Annotated in this window: 13 protein-coding genes; 8 read left to right on the top strand and 5 right to left on the bottom strand. The window is 68.1% G+C overall.

What is annotated here, in order from left to right; genetic code table 11:
* Positions 1–161 precede the first annotated feature (161 nt).
* From GXN78_RS10140 to GXN78_RS10130, 3 genes are all read left to right on the top strand, one after another.
* On the top strand, positions 162–593 hold the full coding sequence (locus tag GXN78_RS10140; protein WP_106558949.1) for an Ohr family peroxiredoxin: 432 nt from the start codon (positions 162–164) through the stop codon (positions 591–593).
* A 116-nt stretch (positions 594–709) separates the two neighbouring features.
* On the top strand, positions 710–1,138 hold the full coding sequence (locus GXN78_RS10135) for an Ohr family peroxiredoxin (RefSeq protein ID WP_106558948.1): 429 nt from the start codon (positions 710–712) through the stop codon (positions 1,136–1,138).
* Positions 1,139–1,304: 166 nt separating this feature from the next.
* Entirely contained in the window at positions 1,305–1,769 is a 465-nt protein-coding gene (locus tag GXN78_RS10130; RefSeq protein ID WP_106558947.1) for a MarR family transcriptional regulator, read from the top strand.
* A gap of 6 nt (positions 1,770–1,775) precedes the next feature.
* Here the strand turns inward: GXN78_RS10130 and GXN78_RS10125 are convergent, their stop codons facing one another.
* The gene (locus tag GXN78_RS10125) at positions 1,776–2,516 is read right to left on the bottom strand and encodes an IclR family transcriptional regulator (protein WP_106558946.1); all 741 of its coding nucleotides are present in this window, start codon (positions 2,514–2,516) and stop codon (positions 1,776–1,778) included.
* A 120-nt stretch (positions 2,517–2,636) separates the two neighbouring features.
* Here GXN78_RS10125 and GXN78_RS10120 point away from each other — a divergent pair, with 120 nt between their 5' ends.
* Together GXN78_RS10120 and GXN78_RS10115 are read left to right on the top strand one after the other, a co-directional pair.
* Positions 2,637–3,569: a hydroxymethylglutaryl-CoA lyase gene (locus GXN78_RS10120; protein ID WP_106558945.1), complete on the top strand. Its 933-nt coding sequence runs from the start codon at positions 2,637–2,639 to the stop codon at positions 3,567–3,569.
* Positions 3,562–4,758 carry a CaiB/BaiF CoA-transferase family protein gene (locus GXN78_RS10115; protein ID WP_106558944.1) on the top strand — a complete coding sequence of 399 codons (1,197 nt, stop codon included), beginning with the start codon at positions 3,562–3,564 and terminating at the stop codon, positions 4,756–4,758. Before GXN78_RS10120 ends, GXN78_RS10115 begins: the two co-directional genes overlap by 8 nt.
* 30 nt (positions 4,759–4,788) lie before the next feature.
* Here GXN78_RS10115 and chrA read toward each other — a convergent pair whose 3' ends face one another.
* Entirely contained in the window at positions 4,789–6,150 is a 1,362-nt protein-coding gene (chrA, locus tag GXN78_RS10110; RefSeq protein WP_239142660.1) for a chromate efflux transporter, read from the bottom strand.
* Positions 6,151–6,208: 58 nt separating this feature from the next.
* On the opposite strand from chrA, the gene GXN78_RS10105 reads away from it, so the two are divergent.
* The 3 genes from GXN78_RS10105 (at position 6,209) to GXN78_RS10095 (ending at position 10,417) form a co-directional block, all read left to right on the top strand.
* Complete coding sequence (locus tag GXN78_RS10105; protein WP_146163112.1) at positions 6,209–6,883, top strand: hypothetical protein; 675 nt, start codon at positions 6,209–6,211, stop codon at positions 6,881–6,883.
* A gap of 210 nt (positions 6,884–7,093) precedes the next feature.
* Positions 7,094–9,532 (top strand): hypothetical protein, encoded by a 2,439-nt coding sequence (locus GXN78_RS10100; protein WP_146163111.1) that lies wholly within the window; start codon positions 7,094–7,096, stop codon positions 9,530–9,532.
* A gap of 105 nt (positions 9,533–9,637) precedes the next feature.
* Positions 9,638–10,417: a hypothetical protein gene (locus GXN78_RS10095; RefSeq protein ID WP_106558940.1), complete on the top strand. Its 780-nt coding sequence runs from the start codon at positions 9,638–9,640 to the stop codon at positions 10,415–10,417.
* A gap of 12 nt (positions 10,418–10,429) precedes the next feature.
* Here the strand turns inward: GXN78_RS10095 and GXN78_RS10090 are convergent, their stop codons facing one another.
* The 3 genes from GXN78_RS10090 to GXN78_RS10080 are packed head-to-tail and all read right to left on the bottom strand — an operon-like array spanning position 10,430 to position 18,028.
* Positions 10,430–14,257 carry a filamentous hemagglutinin N-terminal domain-containing protein gene (locus GXN78_RS10090; protein ID WP_106558939.1) on the bottom strand — a complete coding sequence of 1,276 codons (3,828 nt, stop codon included), beginning with the start codon at positions 14,255–14,257 and terminating at the stop codon, positions 10,430–10,432.
* Between the two features lies 1 nt (position 14,258).
* A complete protein-coding gene (locus GXN78_RS10085) occupies positions 14,259–15,974 on the bottom strand; it encodes a ShlB/FhaC/HecB family hemolysin secretion/activation protein (protein WP_106558938.1) in 1,716 nt (571 codons plus the stop codon).
* Positions 15,971–18,028: a CHAT domain-containing protein gene (locus GXN78_RS10080; RefSeq protein ID WP_239142659.1), complete on the bottom strand. Its 2,058-nt coding sequence runs from the start codon at positions 18,026–18,028 to the stop codon at positions 15,971–15,973. Before GXN78_RS10080 ends, GXN78_RS10085 begins: the two co-directional genes overlap by 4 nt.
* Between the last annotated feature and the right edge of the window lie 318 nt (positions 18,029–18,346).

The following is an 18,346-nucleotide window of genomic DNA, read 5'->3' as shown; positions in this document are numbered from 1 at the left end:
AAATTACCGTGGATTCAGCTCGCTCGTGCGTATCATCCATTCCATCGCATCCGCTGCACTCGTATGCGATTAGCTGATACTCTGATATGATAGATAAATCGCATGCGATCATAGCGCATACGTTTTTGACAATCTCACCACCTCAACTTCAAGGAACCATCATGAGCAAAATCGAAAAAGTCCTCCTCTCGGGCAAGACCCACACCCGCGTCAGCGGCCCTGGCGATCGCGTCGACCTCCGGCTCTCGTCGCCCGGCGACGCGAACCCCGCGCACGTGTTCTCGGCCGTCCAGGCGCACCCGACCGCGGAGCAGCTCTTCGCGGGCGCCTGGTCCGCTTGCTACATCTCGGCGATCGGCCTGGTGGCCAAGCAGAAGAAGGTCGCGCTGCCGGCCGATCTCTCTGTCGACATCCAGGTCGACCTGGGCCAGACCGGCAAGGCCTACTTCATTCAAGCGCGCTTCGATGTCCGCGTGCCGGGTGTGGCGCAGGAGGTGGCCGAGGCCCTCGCACACGAGGCGCACGAAATCTGCCCGTACTCGAAGGCCGTGCACGGCAACATCGACGTGGCCCTGAACGTCGTCGGCTCGTGAATCAGACGCGGCATTCACGTCCATTTCCAAGCTTCTCCATCTCCATGATGTCGCATGCGATGTAATCGCATTCGTTGTTTAACGTCAGCCTCTCCCAACCTTAAGGAAAACAACCCATGAGCAAGATCGAAAAAGTCCTGGCCTCAGGCAAGACCCACACCCTCGTCAGCGGCCCTGGCGACCGCGTCGACATCCGGCTCTCGTCGCCCGGCGACGCGAACCCCGCGCACGTGTTCTCGGCCATTCAGGCGCACCCGACCGCGGAGCAGCTCTTCGCGGGCGCCTGGTCGGCTTGCTACATCCTGGCGCTCGGCCTGGCGGCCAAGCAGAACAAGGTGGCGCTGCCGGCCGATCTCTCGGTCGACATCCAGGTCGATCTGGGTCAGACCGGCAAGGCCTACTTCATTCAAGCGCGCTTCGATGTGCGCGTGCCGGGCGTGGCGCAGGAAGTCGCCGACGCCATCGCCCACGCGGCGCACGACATCTGCCCATACTCGAAGGCCGTGCACGGCAACATCGACGTGGCGCTGAACGTCGTCACCTGACGCCCTCCGCGTTCTGACCTGAACAGCCCCGCAGACACGGTCTGCGGGGCTGTTGCTGCAGCAGACGCCCGGAACTGCGGAAAGGGTTCGCATTCTTGCGATACGATCGCATGCGATTTATAGTTCAGCTCAGACGAGACGCGGGTCTCCGGCAAAGAGGACGCAAATGAAATCCACCGACAAGACAACCATCCCCGAGGATCTGAAGCTCTCGGACTACCTGTGCTTTGCGGTCTACTCCGCGAACCTGGCCTTCGGCAAGGCCTACAAGCCGCTGCTCGAGAAGCTTGGGCTGACCTACACCCAATACATCACCATCGTCGCGCTCTGGGAGCAGGACGATCAGACCGTCGGCAGTCTGGGCGAAAAACTGTTTCTCGAATCGAACACGCTCACGCCGATCCTGAAGAAGCTCGAGGCCATGGGCTATGTGGAGCGGCAGCGCGATCCTGCGGACGAGCGCCAGGTGCGAATCAGCGTGACCAAGAGCGGTCGACGGCTGCGCGAGAAGACCAGGGAAGTGAGCCTCGCCCACGCGACGGGCCTGGCGCCGGACGAGTTCGTGCGATTGCAGAAGACGATCGTGACGATGCGCAACAACCTCATCGAGTCGGTGCATGCCGGGGAATGACGGGCCCTAGACCCGTCCCGTGAGCCCCCGCGCGGCCTCGCGCACCGGACCGATGTGCCGCTCGTCGTAGCGATGCGCCGGCATGGTCAGCGTGAGCGCCGCGGCCAGCTGGCCATCGGCATGGAACACCGGCGCCGAGATGCCTCCCAACTCGGCCGAGCGGTCGCCGACCATTGCGCAGTAGCCCTGTGCGCGGATGGCGTCGTAGAGCTTGCGCTCCTTCGCGCCGCGCGGGCGCTCGGCCTCGGGTCCGAAGGCGATCAGGATGCGCGCACCTGAACCGCGATCGTTGGGCAGCAGGTCGCCGGCGCGCACGTGGTCGCGCACCACGTGCGGCGAGTCGACGCGGTAGAGGCAAAGCCGCGCCCAATGATCGCCCTGCGCCTGCCGCACGTGGTAGGCCGCACTCTCTCCGGTGACCGCGACCAACTCGCGCAGCACCGGCGGCACGATGCGGTCGAGCGAGAGCGAGGCCGCGTACAGGCCGTGCAGCCGCGCGATCTCCATGCCCAGCGCATAGCGGCCGTCTTCCTGCCGGCGGATCAGGCGCGCGTGCTCCAGCGAGGCGAGCAGGCGCAGAACGGTGCTCTTGTAGAGCTGCGTGCGCTCGGCGAACTGCGCCAGGCTCAGCGCCTCGTCGCCGGCCTGGAAGGAAGACAGCAGGCTCAGCGCGCGGTCGACCGCTGCGGCCCCGCCGGGCGCGGCGTTGAGATCTGAGACCGACTCGGTCTGGGCTTTGCGTGGCATGGGTCTGGCTTGACAGTCGAGGGGGCTGCGTGGTCTAATTCTGTAACACAGAATTTAGTTCTGTTAGATAGAACTGTCAAGTTCATGCCTCCCCAAGACCTTCCCCAGGAGACAAGCCCGATGCCAAGCCCCGATGTGCTGATCAGCGAGGTCGGCCCGCGCGACGGCCTGCAGTCCGTCAAGGCCACGATGCCCACGGCCGACAAGTTGCGCTGGATCGATGCCCTCCACGCCGCCGGCGTGCGCGAGATCGAGGTCGCCTCTTTCGTCCCGGCCCGCCTCCTGCCGCAGATGGCCGATGCCGCCGAGGTGGTGCGCCATGCCGTCACGCTGCCCGGCCTCACCGTCATGGCGCTGGTGCCCAACCGCAAGGGCGCCGAGGCCGCGCTCGCCGCCGGCGTGCACAAGCTCACCATGCCGGTGTCGGCCAGCGTTGCCCACTCGCTGGCCAATGTGCGCAAGACGCGCGAGGAGATGGTCGAGGAGGTGCGCGCCATCGCGCAACTGCGCCGCGAGATCGCGCCGCACGTCAAGCTCGAGGCCGGCATTTCCACCGCCTTCGGCTGCACGCTGCAGGGCGAGGTGCCGGAGGACGAGGTGATCCGCCTCGCCGTGCAGTGCGTGGCAGCTGGAGCCGACGAATCGGGCCTGTCCGACACCGTCGGCTACGCCAACCCGGCCCAGGTGCGGCGGCTCTTCAGGCGCCTGCGCACCGAGTTGGGCGACAAGGCCGGCGCGGCCCACATGCACAACACCCGCGGCCTCGGCCTCGCCAACTGCCTCGCGGCCTACGAGGAGGGCGTGCGCACTTTCGATGCCTCGCTCGGCGGCCTGGGTGGCTGCCCCTATGCGCCCGGCGCTTCAGGGAACGTGGTGACCGAGGACCTGGTCTTCATGTTCGAGGCCATGGGCGTCGCCACCGGCATCGACATCGCCAAACTCATCGCGGCCCGCGCGCCGCTCATCGCCGGCTTGCCGGGCGAACCGGTCTACGGCATGACGCCCGAGGCCGGGCTGCCCAAGGGCTTCGTTCAAGGAACTGCACATGTCTGACAGCACGGAGAAGCAACTCCCCTACGCCGGCGTCCGCGTCGTCGAGTTCACCCACATGGTGATGGGCCCCACCTGCGGCATGCTCTTGGCCGACCTCGGCGCCGAGGTCATCAAGGTCGAGCCCATCGAGGGCGACGCCACGCGGCGCCTGTTGGGTTCCGGCGCCGGCTTCTTTCCCACCTTCAACCGCAACAAGAAGAGCATCGCGCTCGACCTCAAGCAGCCCGAGGGCGTGGAGGCCGCGCTGCGCCTGATCGCCGGCGCCGACATCGTGAGCGAGAACTTCAAGCCCGGCACCATGAAGAAGCTGGGCCTGGACTACGAGAGCCTGAAGAAGCTCAACCCGCGCCTCATCTACGTGAGCCACAAGGGCTTCCTGCCCGGCCCCTACGACCACCGCACCGCGCTCGACGAGGTGGTGCAGATGATGGGCGGCCTGGCCTACATGACCGGGCGCATCGGAGACCCGCTGCGCGCCGGCACCAGCGTCAACGACATCATGGGCGGCATGTTCGGCGCCATCGGCGCGATGGCCGCGCTGCGCCAGCGCGAGCAGACCGGCGAGGGCTGCGAGGTGCAGTCGGCGCTGTTCGAGAACAACATCTTTCTGGTCGCGCAGCACATGATGCAGTTCGCGGCGACGGGGAAGGCGGCCGATCCGATGCCCAGCCGCATCTCCGCCTGGGCGGTGTACGACGTCTTCACCGTCAAGGACGGCGAGCAGATCTTCCTGGCCGCGGTCAGCGACAAGCAGTGGACCATCTTCTGCAAGGCCTTCGGCCTCGAGGACATGTTGGCCGACCCGCGCCTGAAGACCAACAACGACCGCGTGCTCGCGCGCGACTGGATGATGCCCGTGCTGCGCTCGCACCTCGCCGGCTACAGCGCGGCCGAGCTCAGCGCCGTGTTCGAGAAGAATGAGCTGCCCTTTGCGCCCATCGCCAAGCCGCACGAGCTCTTCGACGACCCGCACCTCAACGCCACCGGCGGCCTGGCGCCGGTGCGCATGAACGACGGCAGCGAATCGAAGGTGCCGCTGATGCCCTTCACCCTGGCCGGCGAGCGGCCGGGCATCCGGCTGCAGCCGCCGCTGCTGGGCGAGCACACGGGCGAACTGCTGCGCGAGGCCGGGTATACCGATGACGACATCGCGGGGCTCACGCAACGGGGGATCGTTGCGGGGCACTGAGGTTCGGAAAGCGGTCATCCCTACCCGCATTCAGCCCCGGCCCAACGTGACGGCGAGCCCAGCCAGCGCACAGGCGCCGAGGAGCGGCATCACGCCGATTTTGAAGCGGAAGAGGGCGACGGCCGCGGCCACGGCGATGAGGGCGGACACCCCATCGAAGCGGCCGGTGAAGCCCTGCGGCCACAGCACGTGGTAAGCGAAGAACAGCGCCAGGTTCAGGATGACTCCCACCACCGCCGCGGTGATCGCCGATAGGGGCGCGGTGAAGCCGAGCTTGCCGTGCGTGGCCTCGACGAGGGGACCGCCGGCCAGGATGAAGACGAAGGAGGGCAGGAAGGTGAAGAAGGTGACGACGGTGGCTGCCAGCGCACCGCCGAGAAAGAGCGCCTCGGGCCCAAGCACCTGCCGCAGCCAGCCGCCGACGAAACCCACGAAGGCCACCACCATGATCAGCGGTCCCGGCGTCGTCTCGCCGAGCGCCAGGCCATCGATCATCTGCGCGCCCGACAGCCAGTGGTGCTGCTCGACCGCGCCCTGGTAGACATAGGGCAGCACCGCGTAGGCGCCGCCGAAGGTCAGCAGCGCCGCCTTGGTGAAGAACCAGCCCATCTGCGTCAGCGTTCCCTGCAGGCCCTGCGTCGCGACGAGCGCGCCCATGGCCACCGCCCACATCCCGACTCCGACGGCCAGCAGCCTTGCCAGCCGGCCGCGCGAGAAGCGCGCGTGAGGCGGTGTCGGCGTGTCGTCGTCGATCAGCGCCGGCCCGTAGCGCTCCTGTCCGTTCCCGTGGCCACCGCCGAGCGCGAAGACCGCGGGTGCGCGGCGCGCGCCGAAGTGGCCGATCAGCCCGGCCGCGACGACGATCGCGGGAAACGGCGTGTCGAACGCGAAGATGGCCACGAAGGCCGCCGCCGCGATGCCCCACATCCAGGGATTCCTGAGCGCCCGCGTGCCGATGCGGTGCGCCGCGTGCAGCACCAGCGCCGTGACGGCCGGCTTGATGCCGTAGAAGAGGCCGGCCACCACCGGGACGTCGCCGAAGCGCAGGTAGATCCATGACAGCGCGATCAGGATGAACAGCGAGGGCAGCACGAACAGCGCGCCCGCGACGATGCCGCCCCAGGTCCGGTGCATCAGCCAGCCGATGTAGGTGGCCAGCTGCTGGGCTTCGGGGCCGGGCAGCAGCATGCAGTAGTTCAGCGCATGGAGAAAGCGCTTCTCGCTGATCCATCGGCGGCGCTCCACCAGCTCGGTGTGCATGATCGCGATCTGCCCTGCCGGCCCGCCGAAGCTGATGAAGCCGAGCTTGAGCCAGAAGCGGAAGGCTTCGGCGAAGCCGACGCGGGCGGGTGGGGCGATCGCTTCGTCCACCTTGTCCGGAACGGCGCTCACGAGGCGTGCCCCGCCAGGGGCGCTTCTGCCTCGCTTGGACCGGGGCGGCAATTCATCCTTGGGGGGCATCGACGTCTCATGGCTCTCCGATTTCAGGCTGGATCAGGGCACGCATCATGGATCGCGGCCTTCTTCGCCGAGTCACGTCATCTTCCGCCGTGATGGAACCAAAGCGAAAGATCCGTTACTCAGCGGCATAACCATTCCCCAGAGGAGCGACACCAAGATGACGGCTCTATTAGGTCACAGCCTCGATTTGTATCTTGCTTCGATCCAGCAGGCGCCAACGTGCGTCAGCGTCGAGGGCAGCCTCGTGTTCGAGGCGGAAGGGCGCCTGCAGGTCCACGCCGCCATGCTGCCGGACGGCCGGGTCGAACTGTTCGCCGGCGCAGGCTACGTGCGCGCCGAGTTGCTGCAGGCCGTCGTGGAAGCCGACGAGGATCGCGACTTCGACGAAGACGAGCCGCGCCACGTGCAGGACATCATGGCGCGTTGGACGGGCGAAGGTGCGCACTGGGCTGTCGACGTTCATCGACAGACGGGCTTGCTGACCTTGTCCATGATCCTTGCGGCCATCCCCGGCGATCCGGGCGAATGGGCCGGGGTGATGGATGCATTCAAACGAACCGGCGAGTCGTGGACCGTCCGCCTCCATCCCGAGCCACCCGATCCGTTGCCGCACGCCGGCGTCGGGCTGGCCGAGATCGGCTGGGGCGCATTCCTGCGCTGCTGAGCTCAGCAGAAGCCGGCTTGCTTGCAAGCGCTTCACATTTCCAACTTACTCAGATTGGCAATTACCGTGAACCGGAACCGTTTCTCCACGCTATTTGGGAAGAGGCAAAGCGTTGTCCCGACCGAGTCGGCCGAATCGACCAAGCGTTCAACAGTCGAGACAAGCCCTCTGCCAGTCGTTTCGCCACGGCAGGGCAAAGGCGGAACGCATGTGACCAAACCACTTCCGTTTCTGACGAAAAAGGATTGCGCCGGTCAATGGGGGCGTGTGCAGTCGCTGCTGGGACAGGTCACCGGCGTGAAGATCGTGGGCGACCGCATCGTTGTGCTTTCGAGGCTTGGCGAGAAGGGACTGGACCACGTTGCCGAAGCCATCGTCATCCTCGTGGACGCGGATCGCCTCGTGGCAGCATGCACAGTTTTTCGTATGTGCGAGCCGTCGGTGCGCCTCAAGCTGCTGAAGCTGTGTGGAAGCGAGCGCGTCAACCGTTGGAGGAGCAGCGATGATCCACAAGTCTGCAAGCCCCTGGACAGGGCGCTGGACGCCGCGGCCCACGAAGCGTTGGGCAGCAAAAAATATGGCGAGGTGCGCGGCCTGTGGCCGTGGTGCTCGCCAGCGACAAGGAAGGGCGTGGCGACGTTGCTTCCACGGCTCACCGTGCAGATGCTCAGCAAGCTGAGCGGCGACGAGCTCGTCGAGGCCGTGCGCCTGACGCTGGAATGCGGTCGGGAGCTGGGTACGGCCAAATGCCTCGTGGAAATCCCCTTGCTCCTATCGGTCGTCGACGAGCTCAAAACCACCAATCCGCTAAACACGAATCTTCCCCGCGCAGCGACGATGATGTCCATGATCTGTCTCGCCGTGGACGAGCTATCGCCTGGCGCAGACGAAGGTGAACTCAAGGAATTCGCCGCCAAGCTGAAAGGCATGGCTCGGCTGCCGGAACTGACACGCGACCTGGTCAACGGCTGCCCGGACATCGTGCGAGACGAAGTCCTGCGCGTTGCAGTGGTGCAGGCGGCGGCGAAGGAGTCCCCTGGCGTGTGCGTGACCCACCTGCTTGGGCTTGCAGCGTTGAGCGACCAGCTCGGCGAAAGCGACGCCGACCGGCTGAGATTCCACATCATGAGCGCGGTGAGCAGGCTGCTTGTGCGGTGGGACGAATCGGTCTATCAGGCCCACAAGGGCGCGCTCCTGGTGGTCCTGGCAACGCAGGATCGAATCCCGAGGGGCCGCTTTCTGAGTTCGGTAGTAGGCAAGACCGGCAACACGGTCGAAAAGCCTGCAGACACGCTCATCCAGTTCGCCGACGACTTTCGGCGAGCTGTCGACACTGATGACTTGCGCACGGCCGCGCTTCTCATTCGTGACTGGCCGTACCCGGAGTTCGGCAACCCGGCACGCGAGAGACTTTCCGAGGCCGTGATCGACAAGCTCGCAGTGGCCGGATACAAGGCCGAGCTGCGGCCTTTCAGCTTCATGGTGCTGGCAGAGATGAGCACGGATGTCGAGCAGGAAGAGCAGCGTTCGGTCGCGCTGCAGATGGCCGTGGTGCTCGCCGCGACCGGCGACCCGGAATGCTCGCAATTCGCCGGCACGATTCTTTCAATCGTCTTTCCGATGCCGGAAGACCCGCAGTGGGCCATCCAGTGGATAGTCGGAGAGCCCAAACCGGACATCGTCGGCGCAATCCCCACGCTGATGATCAATGCGTTGCCGCTGCTCTGCACGGCCGAGCTTTCCCCGGAGCTCGACGTCGTTTTGAAGATGGATGAGGGTCAAAAGCTGGTCGCGGAAGCCGCGATGGACGGCTTCTTGAACGGCAAATGGAACAACGCCAACAAAGCCTTGTTGTTCAACGCACTCGCGCATCGCGTCGACCTGGGTCCCGCTTTGCCGGCAATCAAGACCACAGTGCGGCTTGAGGATGGTGGAAAAGCTCGTATCGAGCAAGTCTTGGACGGGCGGCCGTTGACCGCCTTGAAGGAGTTGGAAGGTTGGAGAATGTTTTTCAACCTCTCTGCTGGCCAAGTCCAGCACGTCCATCCGTGGGCCCGCGGGTGGAGATTTTTGTGGATCATGCTCGCTACGAAGACCGCATTCTTGAAAGAACCCATGTTCATGATGGGAGCGATTGCGATCGATGCTGCCGCCGCAGACGGACTGCGCGGCGGGGCGGATGAACTGTTGCATCGATTGAAGTTCCCCTGGGCTCAGGAGGCCCTGGATGCCATGCTACAAATTCAAGTGGATGACAAGCCTTTGCTGTCGGACGACGACTTGCAAAACGTCTTGCGCGCCATGCTGAGCGACGAGCAACTGGGACGCGACATGTTCATATGGATGGGACAAGTCGATGATCCGATCAGAAAGGTGGAGCTGCACGCGGAAGCGGCACAAGCGCTCATCAGCCTTGCGGGCGATTCGTCTCCGTGCAGGTTCTATCCGAAGCGTCGTGCCGACCATGCCGTAGGCGAAATGGTGCGCATGTTCGAGTTCCGCCTGCGCTTCCTGAATATCGGCAAGGACGTCGAGACGAAGATGAACAAGGACGCCAAGACGAAGGCGGGCAAGAAAGCGTGGCGTGAAATCTCGTCGATGTTTCCCCCCAGCCGACGCGAGATGGAACCAGGCCTTGGCCAGGACTAACACAGGCTCGCGGATCGCCCGGTGGGCATCACGTCCGGCGCATTCCTGCGCTGCTGAACGCAGCACCACCTTCCCGTCCCCGCCGCCACAGCCCACAATGCGCCGATGCTCGACTCCTCCGCCCTGAAGAACATTCGTCCCTTCATCGCGACGCCGAGCTACGGCGGCGCGCTCAGTTCGATCTACGTGCGCAGCCTGCTCGGGCTCGTGAATCTGGCCTGGACCCACGGCTTCGCGATGCAGACGCGCTTTCTCGACGGCGACAGCCTGATCCCGCGCGCACGCAACCGGCTCGCGGCGGAATTCCTGGCCGATGCGCGCTGGACCCATCTGTTCTGGATCGATGCCGACATCGGCTTCGAGCCCGAGGCCGCGCTGCGCCTGCTGCTGGCCGGGCGCGAGGTGGTGGCCGGGGTCTATCCGGTGAAGAGCGAGGGCTGGCCGGCCGAAGGGCTGCACGCGCCGTTGCCGGCCGGTACCACGCGCGAGCAGTTCGAGGCGGCACATGCGCGCTTTCCGGCCAATGCCTTGCAGGCGCCTGGCGCGGTGGACGAGGACGGCTTCCTCGAAGTGCTGGACGCACCCACCGGCTTCATGCTGATTGCGCGCAGCGTGCTCGAGCGGATCGCGGCGGCCTGTCCCGAACTGCGCTACACGCCCGACGCGCATCCCGATGACCCGGCCTCGCGCGCCTGGCCGCACTACCGCTTCTTCGATGTCATGGCCGAACCCGGCAACGGGCGCTACCTGAGCGAGGACTACGCCTTCTGTCGGCGCTGGCAGGCGGTGGGCGGCAAGGTGTTCGCCGATGCGCGCTCGCGCCTGGCGCACCAGGGGCTGCGCACCTACACCGGGGACTTCGGCCGCGCGCTGGCCCGGCGATGAGCTCGCGCGGAATCAGAAGTCCCCACACCCATTGCGCCGCTCCGTATCGATGCAGTTCGTGAGATTGGGCCGCGAGCGCACGCGCGACCATTCGCGCGCCAGCACGTCGCCGCCCTGCGCGGCACGGTCGCCTTCCAGCGGTCCGGTGGCCAGGCAGATGGGCGTCGGCCCGATGTTGCGGTCATAGAGCCAGGTGCTCGGGTTGTCGCGCACCAGGTCGGGCTTGATCAGTTCCACCAGCCCGCCCACCGTGAGCACGCCCGGCACCACGGTGACCGCGTAGCCCTCGGCCGAGCTGAAGCTGCCGTTGATCGGGTACGTGCCCCTCAAGCTGAAGGTCGTGGCCGGGCTGCTCAGCGTGCCCGCGAAGCCCGCCCCGGTGTCGCCGAGGATCAGGCCCGTGATGCTGTAGGTGAACAGCGGATTGGGAAAGCCGCCGGGCCGCGCTACGCTGTGGACCAGCACCGTTGCCGCGGGCTGCTGCGCGTAGATGAAATGGTTGTCGGCGGCCGTCACCGTTACCGTGCACAGGCCCAAATAGGCACAGTGGTAGAGGTTGGGCAGCAGGCCCGAGCCGAACAGCCCGCCGCGGCTTTCGCCGACCCAGGTGTCGGCCCACACGCGCCAGGGCGCGCCGGTGATGGTGTAGGCGCCCAGGTTCTGGAAGCGCGCAGCCGCCACCAGGTCGGTGCTGGTGGTGCTCGTGACGTCGGTGCCGAGCGAGAGGTCGCCGCTCAGCGTGCGCACCAGGACCCGGCCGGCGCTCACGGTCGTGCCGAACACCGGCTGCGCCAGGTTGGTCGCGGCATTGAAGCTGGTGACCACGGGCGAGCTCAGCGCCAGCGCATCGGCGTCGGTGTATTCGAAGCGCCCGGCCGCGCCGCCGCCGAGCACGGCGACGTTGTTGCCCGGCTGGGTGAGCAGCACATTGCCGCCGCTGGAGCGCGCCAGCAGCGCGCCGGCCGTGATGGCCGTGCCCGCGGCCTGCGTGATGTCGCCCGCGCTCAGCAGGCCCAGCTGCGGCGTGGACACGGGTGCAGCGAGGCGGATGTTGCCGCCTCCGCCGTTGTGCAGCGTGAGCGCCGAGGCCAGCGCCAAGGGCCCCACCACGGTGATGTCGGCCGCGTGCGTGTCGCTGCCGGCCACCAGCGTCGGCGTGGTGATCAGCCCGAGCTCGGCGGCCGAGACCGCGAAGCCGGTGTTGACGGTGCTGCCGATGGTGATCGGCAGGTCGGTTCGGTCGAGCGCGTTGCCTGCGAGGTCGACGCCGCCCGGCCGCAGGTCGAGCGCATTGCCGGCGTGCACCGTGTCGCCGATGACCAGCGCATCGGTACTGCCATCGTTGACTGCGCGCAGCACCACGTTGTGGCTGCCGTCGATCTGCCCGCCCGGCCCTGAGGTGGTCGACGCCGGGGGCGCGATGTTCACGCCGGCGCCGATGCCGTCGTACTGCCCGGTCACGACGATGTCGCCGCCGCCGGTGGTCTGCAGCAGCGCGCCGTCCTGCAGCAACACGCCCGAGCCGGCCACCGGGCCGCCTGCCAGGCGGCGGCCGGTCACCGTGATGTTGCCGCTCGCGGTGCGCAGCGTCTCGCTGTTGATCTCGACGCCATGTCCCGGGGCTCCCGCGACGTTGGTGTTGAAAGTGCCGATGCCGGTCACGGAGATGTTGCCGCTGGTGGTGCTGAGCGTGCCGACGCTCTGGAAGTTCTCGAGCCGCACGCCGCTGCCCGTGCTGTGGCTGCCGAAGATCGAGATGTCGCCGGTCGCGGTGCTAATGGTGCTGTTCTGCAGGTAGACCGCGCCGACGCTGGTCTGGAAGGTATCGCCGAGAGTGCTGATGCCCCGCAGCTGCACCGCGCCGCCCAGGCCCGCGTCGCTGCCGCCGGTGTACGCGCCGGGCACGCCGGGCGTCAGCTGCTGGTTGCCGGTGCGTGTGTCGATCAGCGCCGTCGTCAGGCAGATGCTGCACATGCCGTTGCTGGCATTCGCCCACGCGCCATGCATCACGACGTTGCCGCCGTTGCTGTAGATCGCACCGCTGTAGCTGACCAGGCCGCCGCCCACTGCGGCGCCGGCGCCATTGACGTCGGCGTTGAAGATCACGTTCAGCGGATCGCCGATCGAGGCGATCACCGAGGCGGTATTCCCGCGCACGCTGCGGTGGGCATCCAGCTGCAGGGTGAGGGGGCCCTTGTTGCCCGTGTACTCGATCTGCACGTCGTCCATGACGATGTCGCCGAGGAACGCCGATCCGACGCCCGGGTCTCCGGTGGTGATGCGCACGCTGGTGCCGCCGTTGAGCGCCGCGTTGATGTCGCCGTCCTGAATGGTCGACGTGGCGACCGGCACGAAGGGATTGCCGGTCAGGGTGCCGGAGGCGGCGCCGTTGACGATGGTGACATCGAAGGGATCGACCATCCACTGGCCGGCCGTCCCGTTCGGCGCGGAGGCATCGGTGCTCAGGCCCGCGAGGTCGATGCCGCCGTTGTTGTCGCCGGCGGGCACGGCATAGCCACCGGAGGTCTCGATGAAGCCGCCGTTGCCGCCGGCCGGCCCTCCCCGCGCCGCGATCGTGCCGTAGGCGCGCAGCGTGCGCTCTCCCAGCAGGCGGATGTCGCCGCCGTTGCCGGCGATCGTGGCATCGGCGCTGATGCGGCTGCCGGCGGCAACCGCGATGGCGCCGGTCTGCGCGTTGCCGCCCACCGCCGTGGCATGCAGCCGGATGCGCCCGCCGCCCGCCGCGCCGCTGGCGTCGACGATGCCGCTGTCGTTCGGCAGCGGAACCAGCGCGGCCGCCACCGGCGGCACGTAGGGCTGCAGCAGGACGGTGCGGCCGGTGACATCGATCGTGCCGCCCTGCAGTCCGGATTCGTTGCCCCTGGCCGAGAGCAGGCCGCCGTTGATGGTGACGCCGCCCGCCGAACTGCCGCTGTCGAGCACGATCTCTCCGTTGCGCGATGACAGCGTGTCGGCGCGCAGCACGCCTCGGTTGTTGACCACGCCCTGCCCCACCTCGCTGCCACCGGTGGTCATCAGCACCACGCGGCCGCCGTCGGCCTGCACCAGGCCGTTGTTGCTCACGCTGCCGAAGAGGCCCGGCGAGACCTTGAAGGTGGTGAGGCCGTCGCCCGCGAAATCGACCGTCACCGTGTCGGCCGACACCAGCGCGGCCGTGCCGCCCTGCGCCACCATGCTGCCGCTGTTGCCGGCGCTCCCGCCGATCAGCGCGACGGTGCCGCCGCCGACGGCGGTGATGCTGCCGCGGTTCTCGACCGTGCGCAGCACGTTGCCCTCTTGCTGGAACACCAGCCGCTCGCTGCCGCCCATGAAGTCCGCGTCGCTGGTGCCCATCTTGAGCGTGGAGGCGACCAGCCCGCCGACGTTGACCGCCGAGCCGCTCGCGAACAGCACGCCGTTGGGGTTGACCAGGAACACGCGGCCGTTGGCGGTCATCGAGCCGGCGATGGTGGAGAGGTCGTTGCCGGTCACGCGGTTGAGCAGCACGCTGCGCGGGCCCGCCTGCTGCGCGATGTTGACGGCGTTGCCCGGCCCGATCGAGAAGCCCTGCCAGTCGATGATGGCGCGCGCCGTGCCCTGCGTGATCGGCAGGATGGTGCCCGCGGCCGAGGGCACGCCGGCGGCCGTGATCGGCAGGTTGCCCGGCCCGCTGCCCACTGCCACGGTGCCGCCGCGCACGATGAAGTTGTTCCACGTCGGCAGCTGCGCCAGGGCGGGCGCCGCGACGCTCATGCAGGCCAGGGCCAGCGCGACCGGGCGCAAGGGGAAATGCGCAGGCCGTGTGCGCTCGGCTCGCCTCGGCTTCGGTTGGGAGTTCATGTCAGAAGGCCTTCTGTGCTTGCACGTAGAGCCGTGGATTGCGGCCGCCGCCGTCGGTCTGTGCCGGCCGGGTGCCGTCGCGCCAGGCGAGCGTCGCGTTGATGGAGAAGTTGCCGGGCCGCGACCATGAGACGCCGACGCCGTAGCCCCGCAGGCTCAGCTTGTTCTCGCCATCGAAGAGGGTGGGATCGCGCGTGAGCTTGCCGCGGGCCGCGTCGTAGAACACGAAGGGCGTGAACTCTTCGTTGTAGGACCAGCGCCATTCGACCGTGCCGATCCAGCCCTCGTCGGCCAGCACCTCGCCCGAAGGGTAGGCCCGCACCGCACGGGCGCCACCGAGCGCCAGCTTCTCCGAGGCATCGAGGTTCTTGTTGGCCCACTGGCCGCCCACCGAGAGAAACAGCGAGTGCCGCGGGATGATCGACTGCAGCCGCGAGAACAGGAAGCTCGCCTTGGTGAAGCCGCCGTCGGTGCGATGGCCGCCGATGCCCTGGTCGAAGGCCAGGGTCTGCGGATCGCGGATGTCGAGCTTGCCGTGGTAGAGCGTGCCGGAGCTCGCCCAGTAGCCGCCGCCCAGCATCTCGTCGCGCCGCTCCCAGGACCAGCCCAGGCCGAGGCCGCGGATGCGCTTGTCGGAGGTGAGGTTCACCGCTCCGAACTCGTCCTCGAGTTTCTTGTGGTCGGCCGACAGGCGCAGGAACAGGTTCTGCTGGCGCTGGCGGATCAGCGGGTAGTTGAGCGAGACGTCGAACACATCGGCGCGGCCTCGCGCATCCAGGTCGGCGAACTGGCCGCCCAGCTCGTAGCGCACGCGCGCCAGGCCGATGCCGGCGCGCAGGCCGCTCGCGCCGATGGGCGCCTCGTAGGAAGCGCGACCGAACCAGAGGCCGTCGTCCGACACCATCGCGCGCAGATCGAGGTTGTCGCCGATGCCGGCCGGGCTGAGCCAGCGCGCCGTGCCGCCCACGCGGTAGCGGCCCGACTCCTTGGTGCCGTGGTTGTCGGCCTCGGCGCTGAAGACCCAGCGCGGGCCGGCCGCAACCTCGACCGTCAGGTCGGTGGTGCCGGGCTGGGTGCCTTCCTGCAGGCCGGAGGAGACGCGAATGCCGGGCTGGTCCGACAGCAGCAGCATCGCGCGCTCGTAGCGCTGGCCGTGGATCGCCTCGCCGGACTGCACCGGCGCGAGGAAGGCGCGCACGCGTTCCTCGCTGATGGGCGCATCGGGGGCGACCACCACCTCGACCTTGCCGAGCCGGCCTTCGATCACGCTGATCTCGACCACGCCGCCCTGCACCGTCTGCACCGGCACGACGGCCTGCGCGAGGAAATAGCCGCGCTCGCGGTACCTGGCGGTGATGGCCTGCGCGAGCGACTCCAGGTCGGCCAGCGTGACCTCGCGGCCGATGTAGGGGCGCGTGATGGCCTGCAGCTCCTCGCTGCTGAGCGCCCGCGCTCCGTTGAGCCGCAGGTCGTTGAGCCGGAAGCTGGCCACCGGCGCGGGCGGCGCCGGCAGGCCCTGCGGCGCGGCGGGTGCCTGGGCCACGGGGCGGTCGCAGCTGCCGCACGGGTCCTTGGTGGGCGCGAGCGTGACGGGCGCATCGCCGGCTGCGTGGACACGCGAGGCGGCCAGCGCCAGCGCCACCACCACGAGCGACGAGGCGGCGAGTGCGACAGGGCGGATCTGCGAGGGCCTCGACCGTGCGTTCGCCCCCCTCATGCCGGGCTCCCCACCTTGAGCCGCCAGTTGCCGATCAGGTTGAACGGGGCCCAGAAGAAGGGATGCGACATGCGGGGTTCCTTCAATACGGCCAGCTGCCCGGCCTGCATGGCCTGCTGGATGTCCCTGCCCTTGGCCAGTTCGGCGTAGAGCGTGCCCATCAGGATGGCGGTGGCGTCGTCCGAGACCGGCCACAGCGAGGAGATCAGGCTGCTGGTGCCCGCCGACAGAAAGGAGCGTGTGAAGCCCAGCACCTCGTCGCCCTGCGCGACGCGGCCCAGGCCCGACTCGCAGGCCGAGAGCGTGACCAGCGCGCTGCCCTGCATCGGCAGGCCCAGGATCTCGTGCGCCTCCAGGAAGTTCTGCTTGCCGTCCTCGTTGGCCAGCAGGATGCGCGAATAGAGCGGGTCGACCTGGTCGGCCTCGGCATGGGCGGCCACGTGCATCAGCGGCGCGCGCGCGGCGACGTCGCGGAACTGCGTCTTGGTGGCGGCAGCGCCCATGTAGACGCTGTTGCGCGGGAACAGCCGGGCCAGCTGCTTGACCTCGGTCTCGGCGCCCGGCAGGTCGTACTTGTCCTCGATGCGTGGATTGCCGAAGGCGGTGAGCACTGCTTCAACGCGGGGCGAGCGCTGCGCCAGCTGCACCGCGATGCTCATCGACGGCGCGACGGAGACCGGGTGGGTCTCGATCAGGTAGCGGCCGTCGACGCGCAGCGCCTGGAAGGGCAGGTAGTGCAAGGGGCCGTGCGGCACGATCACCAGGCGCTCGCCGGCCTTCAGGCCCAGCGGGCCGATCAGCGCGGCGCCCAGCTTGTCGGCATTGCCGATGGCGGCGCGCCGCCCGCGCACCACCGAGTTGCGGAAGGTCTCGACCAGCTCGATGAGGTCGTCGCGCTTGATCGCGATGCTCTTGGCCTCGATGCCGGTCGGGCTCACCACCCAGGCCTGCAGGCGGTCGGGCAGCGCATGGAACTGCAGCACGCGCTCGTCCGGCGCCAGCGTGCGCTGCAGCGTCGCCAGGTCCACCGTCGCGGCCGCCTCGCTGTTCAGCCGCGCCCGGCCGCGCACCGCGTCCAGCAGCGCGCGCGAACGGCTGCGCTCGCTGAGCTCGAAGGCCTGGCGTGAATCGCCCACATCGCTGTAGAGGCCGACCCCGCGCTCGAACACCGACTGCAGGTCGGAGAACAGGCCCATCTTGAATTCCTCGCTGCGGAACTTCGCGCGCACCGCATCGACGCTGCCGAGCGCGCGGCCCACCGCGTCGGCCGCCGCCTGCTTCTGCCCCAGCGCAAGCTCGCTGCGCGCCACGCCGTCCCAGGCCCAGAGCCGGTAGTAGCCGCTGTCGGTGCCGACGGCGCGCGTGGTCAGCTGCATGTAGAGATCGCGCGCCTCGGCCGGCTTGTTCTCGGCCAGCAGCAGCCGCGCGCGGGTGCGCTCCAGCTGCGCGGCCAGCGGCGCCTCGCGCGGCGTCGGCAGTGTGCCGAGCAGCTGCCGCGCGCGCGAGGTATCGCCCGATTCGATCAAGGCATTGACCAGCGAGGACTGCACCAGCGGCGCGTAGCGCTCCGAGCTGTTGGCCAGCGCGGTCTCGTAGGTGGCGACCGCGCCGGCGTAGTCGCCGCGCCGCGTCTGCACGTCGCCGATGACCTTGTTCGCCGGCCCGACGACGAGCTTGGGGTCGCGGGCCTCATGCTTAAGCGCTTCGCGCGCGAATTCCTCGGCCTTCTCCAACTGGCCGGAATAGCTGTAGACGATGGCGAGGTCGCGGTTGGCCATCGCGAGCAGGTTGGGGTCGCGCGTGGTGTTGGCCAGGTGCAACGCCTTGCTCGCCGCCCGCACGCTCTGGCGGAACTCGCCCGCCTCGGCCAGCGCCACGGCCTGGCTGCAGTACTGGTAGCCCGAGAGCTTGGGACTGTCCTGCCCGTAGAGCAAGGCGCCGTCGTTGCTGAGCGCGAGCAGCGTGTCGGTGTCGGCAAGCCGCGCCTGTTCCTGCTTGCTGGCCGCGGCCTCGGCATCGGGCGCCTGTGCCAGCGCCCATGGGCCGCCAAACAACGACGCGATTCCGAGAGCTCCTGCGCCGATCCACCTGCGCGCAAGGTGCGCCCGTCCGAACCCCGAAAGACTTTGCATTCGACCCCCGCGCGCGGTCGTCGCGGCCCGCGCTCGCGTGCCGCCGACGCGCGAAGTGCGCGCCCCTCAGACCTCGTCGGGGGCGAGTCTAGGAGGGGGGTGGGGGGCAGGCTATTCGCAATACGGTCTAGCGCGAAGGGAGTAGGCGTGGGCTTCGCCTATCATTTCGCGCCGCGCCCTTTGGGCAATGGCCGCGAAACTCAGCGTCAACGGCCTTGGGGCCTAGCGTCCTCGATGCTC

This window comes from Variovorax sp. WS11, assembly GCF_010499245.1.
Classification (GTDB): Bacteria; Pseudomonadota; Gammaproteobacteria; order Burkholderiales; family Burkholderiaceae_C; genus Variovorax.
Note: the sequence above shows the minus strand (reverse complement) of the source record. Positions and strands in the feature narration are given on the sequence as shown.

What these genes read in the sequence shown, in the direction of transcription:
- GXN78_RS10140 (WP_106558949.1), top strand. Translation starts at nt 162, where the DNA reads ATGAGCAAAATCGAAAAAGTCCTCCTCTCGGGCAAGACCCACACCCGC.
- GXN78_RS10135 (WP_106558948.1), top strand. Translation starts at nt 710, where the DNA reads ATGAGCAAGATCGAAAAAGTCCTGGCCTCAGGCAAGACCCACACCCTC.
- GXN78_RS10130 (WP_106558947.1), top strand. Translation starts at nt 1,305, where the DNA reads ATGAAATCCACCGACAAGACAACCATCCCCGAGGATCTGAAGCTCTCG.
- GXN78_RS10125 (WP_106558946.1), bottom strand. Translation starts at nt 2,516, where the DNA reads ATGCCACGCAAAGCCCAGACCGAGTCGGTCTCAGATCTCAACGCCGCG.
- GXN78_RS10120 (WP_106558945.1), top strand. Translation starts at nt 2,637, where the DNA reads ATGCCAAGCCCCGATGTGCTGATCAGCGAGGTCGGCCCGCGCGACGGC.
- GXN78_RS10115 (WP_106558944.1), top strand. Translation starts at nt 3,562, where the DNA reads ATGTCTGACAGCACGGAGAAGCAACTCCCCTACGCCGGCGTCCGCGTC.
- GXN78_RS10095 (WP_106558940.1), top strand. Translation starts at nt 9,638, where the DNA reads ATGCTCGACTCCTCCGCCCTGAAGAACATTCGTCCCTTCATCGCGACG.
- GXN78_RS10090 (WP_106558939.1), bottom strand. Translation starts at nt 14,257, where the DNA reads ATGAACTCCCAACCGAAGCCGAGGCGAGCCGAGCGCACACGGCCTGCG.
- GXN78_RS10085 (WP_106558938.1), bottom strand. Translation starts at nt 15,974, where the DNA reads ATGAGGGGGGCGAACGCACGGTCGAGGCCCTCGCAGATCCGCCCTGTC.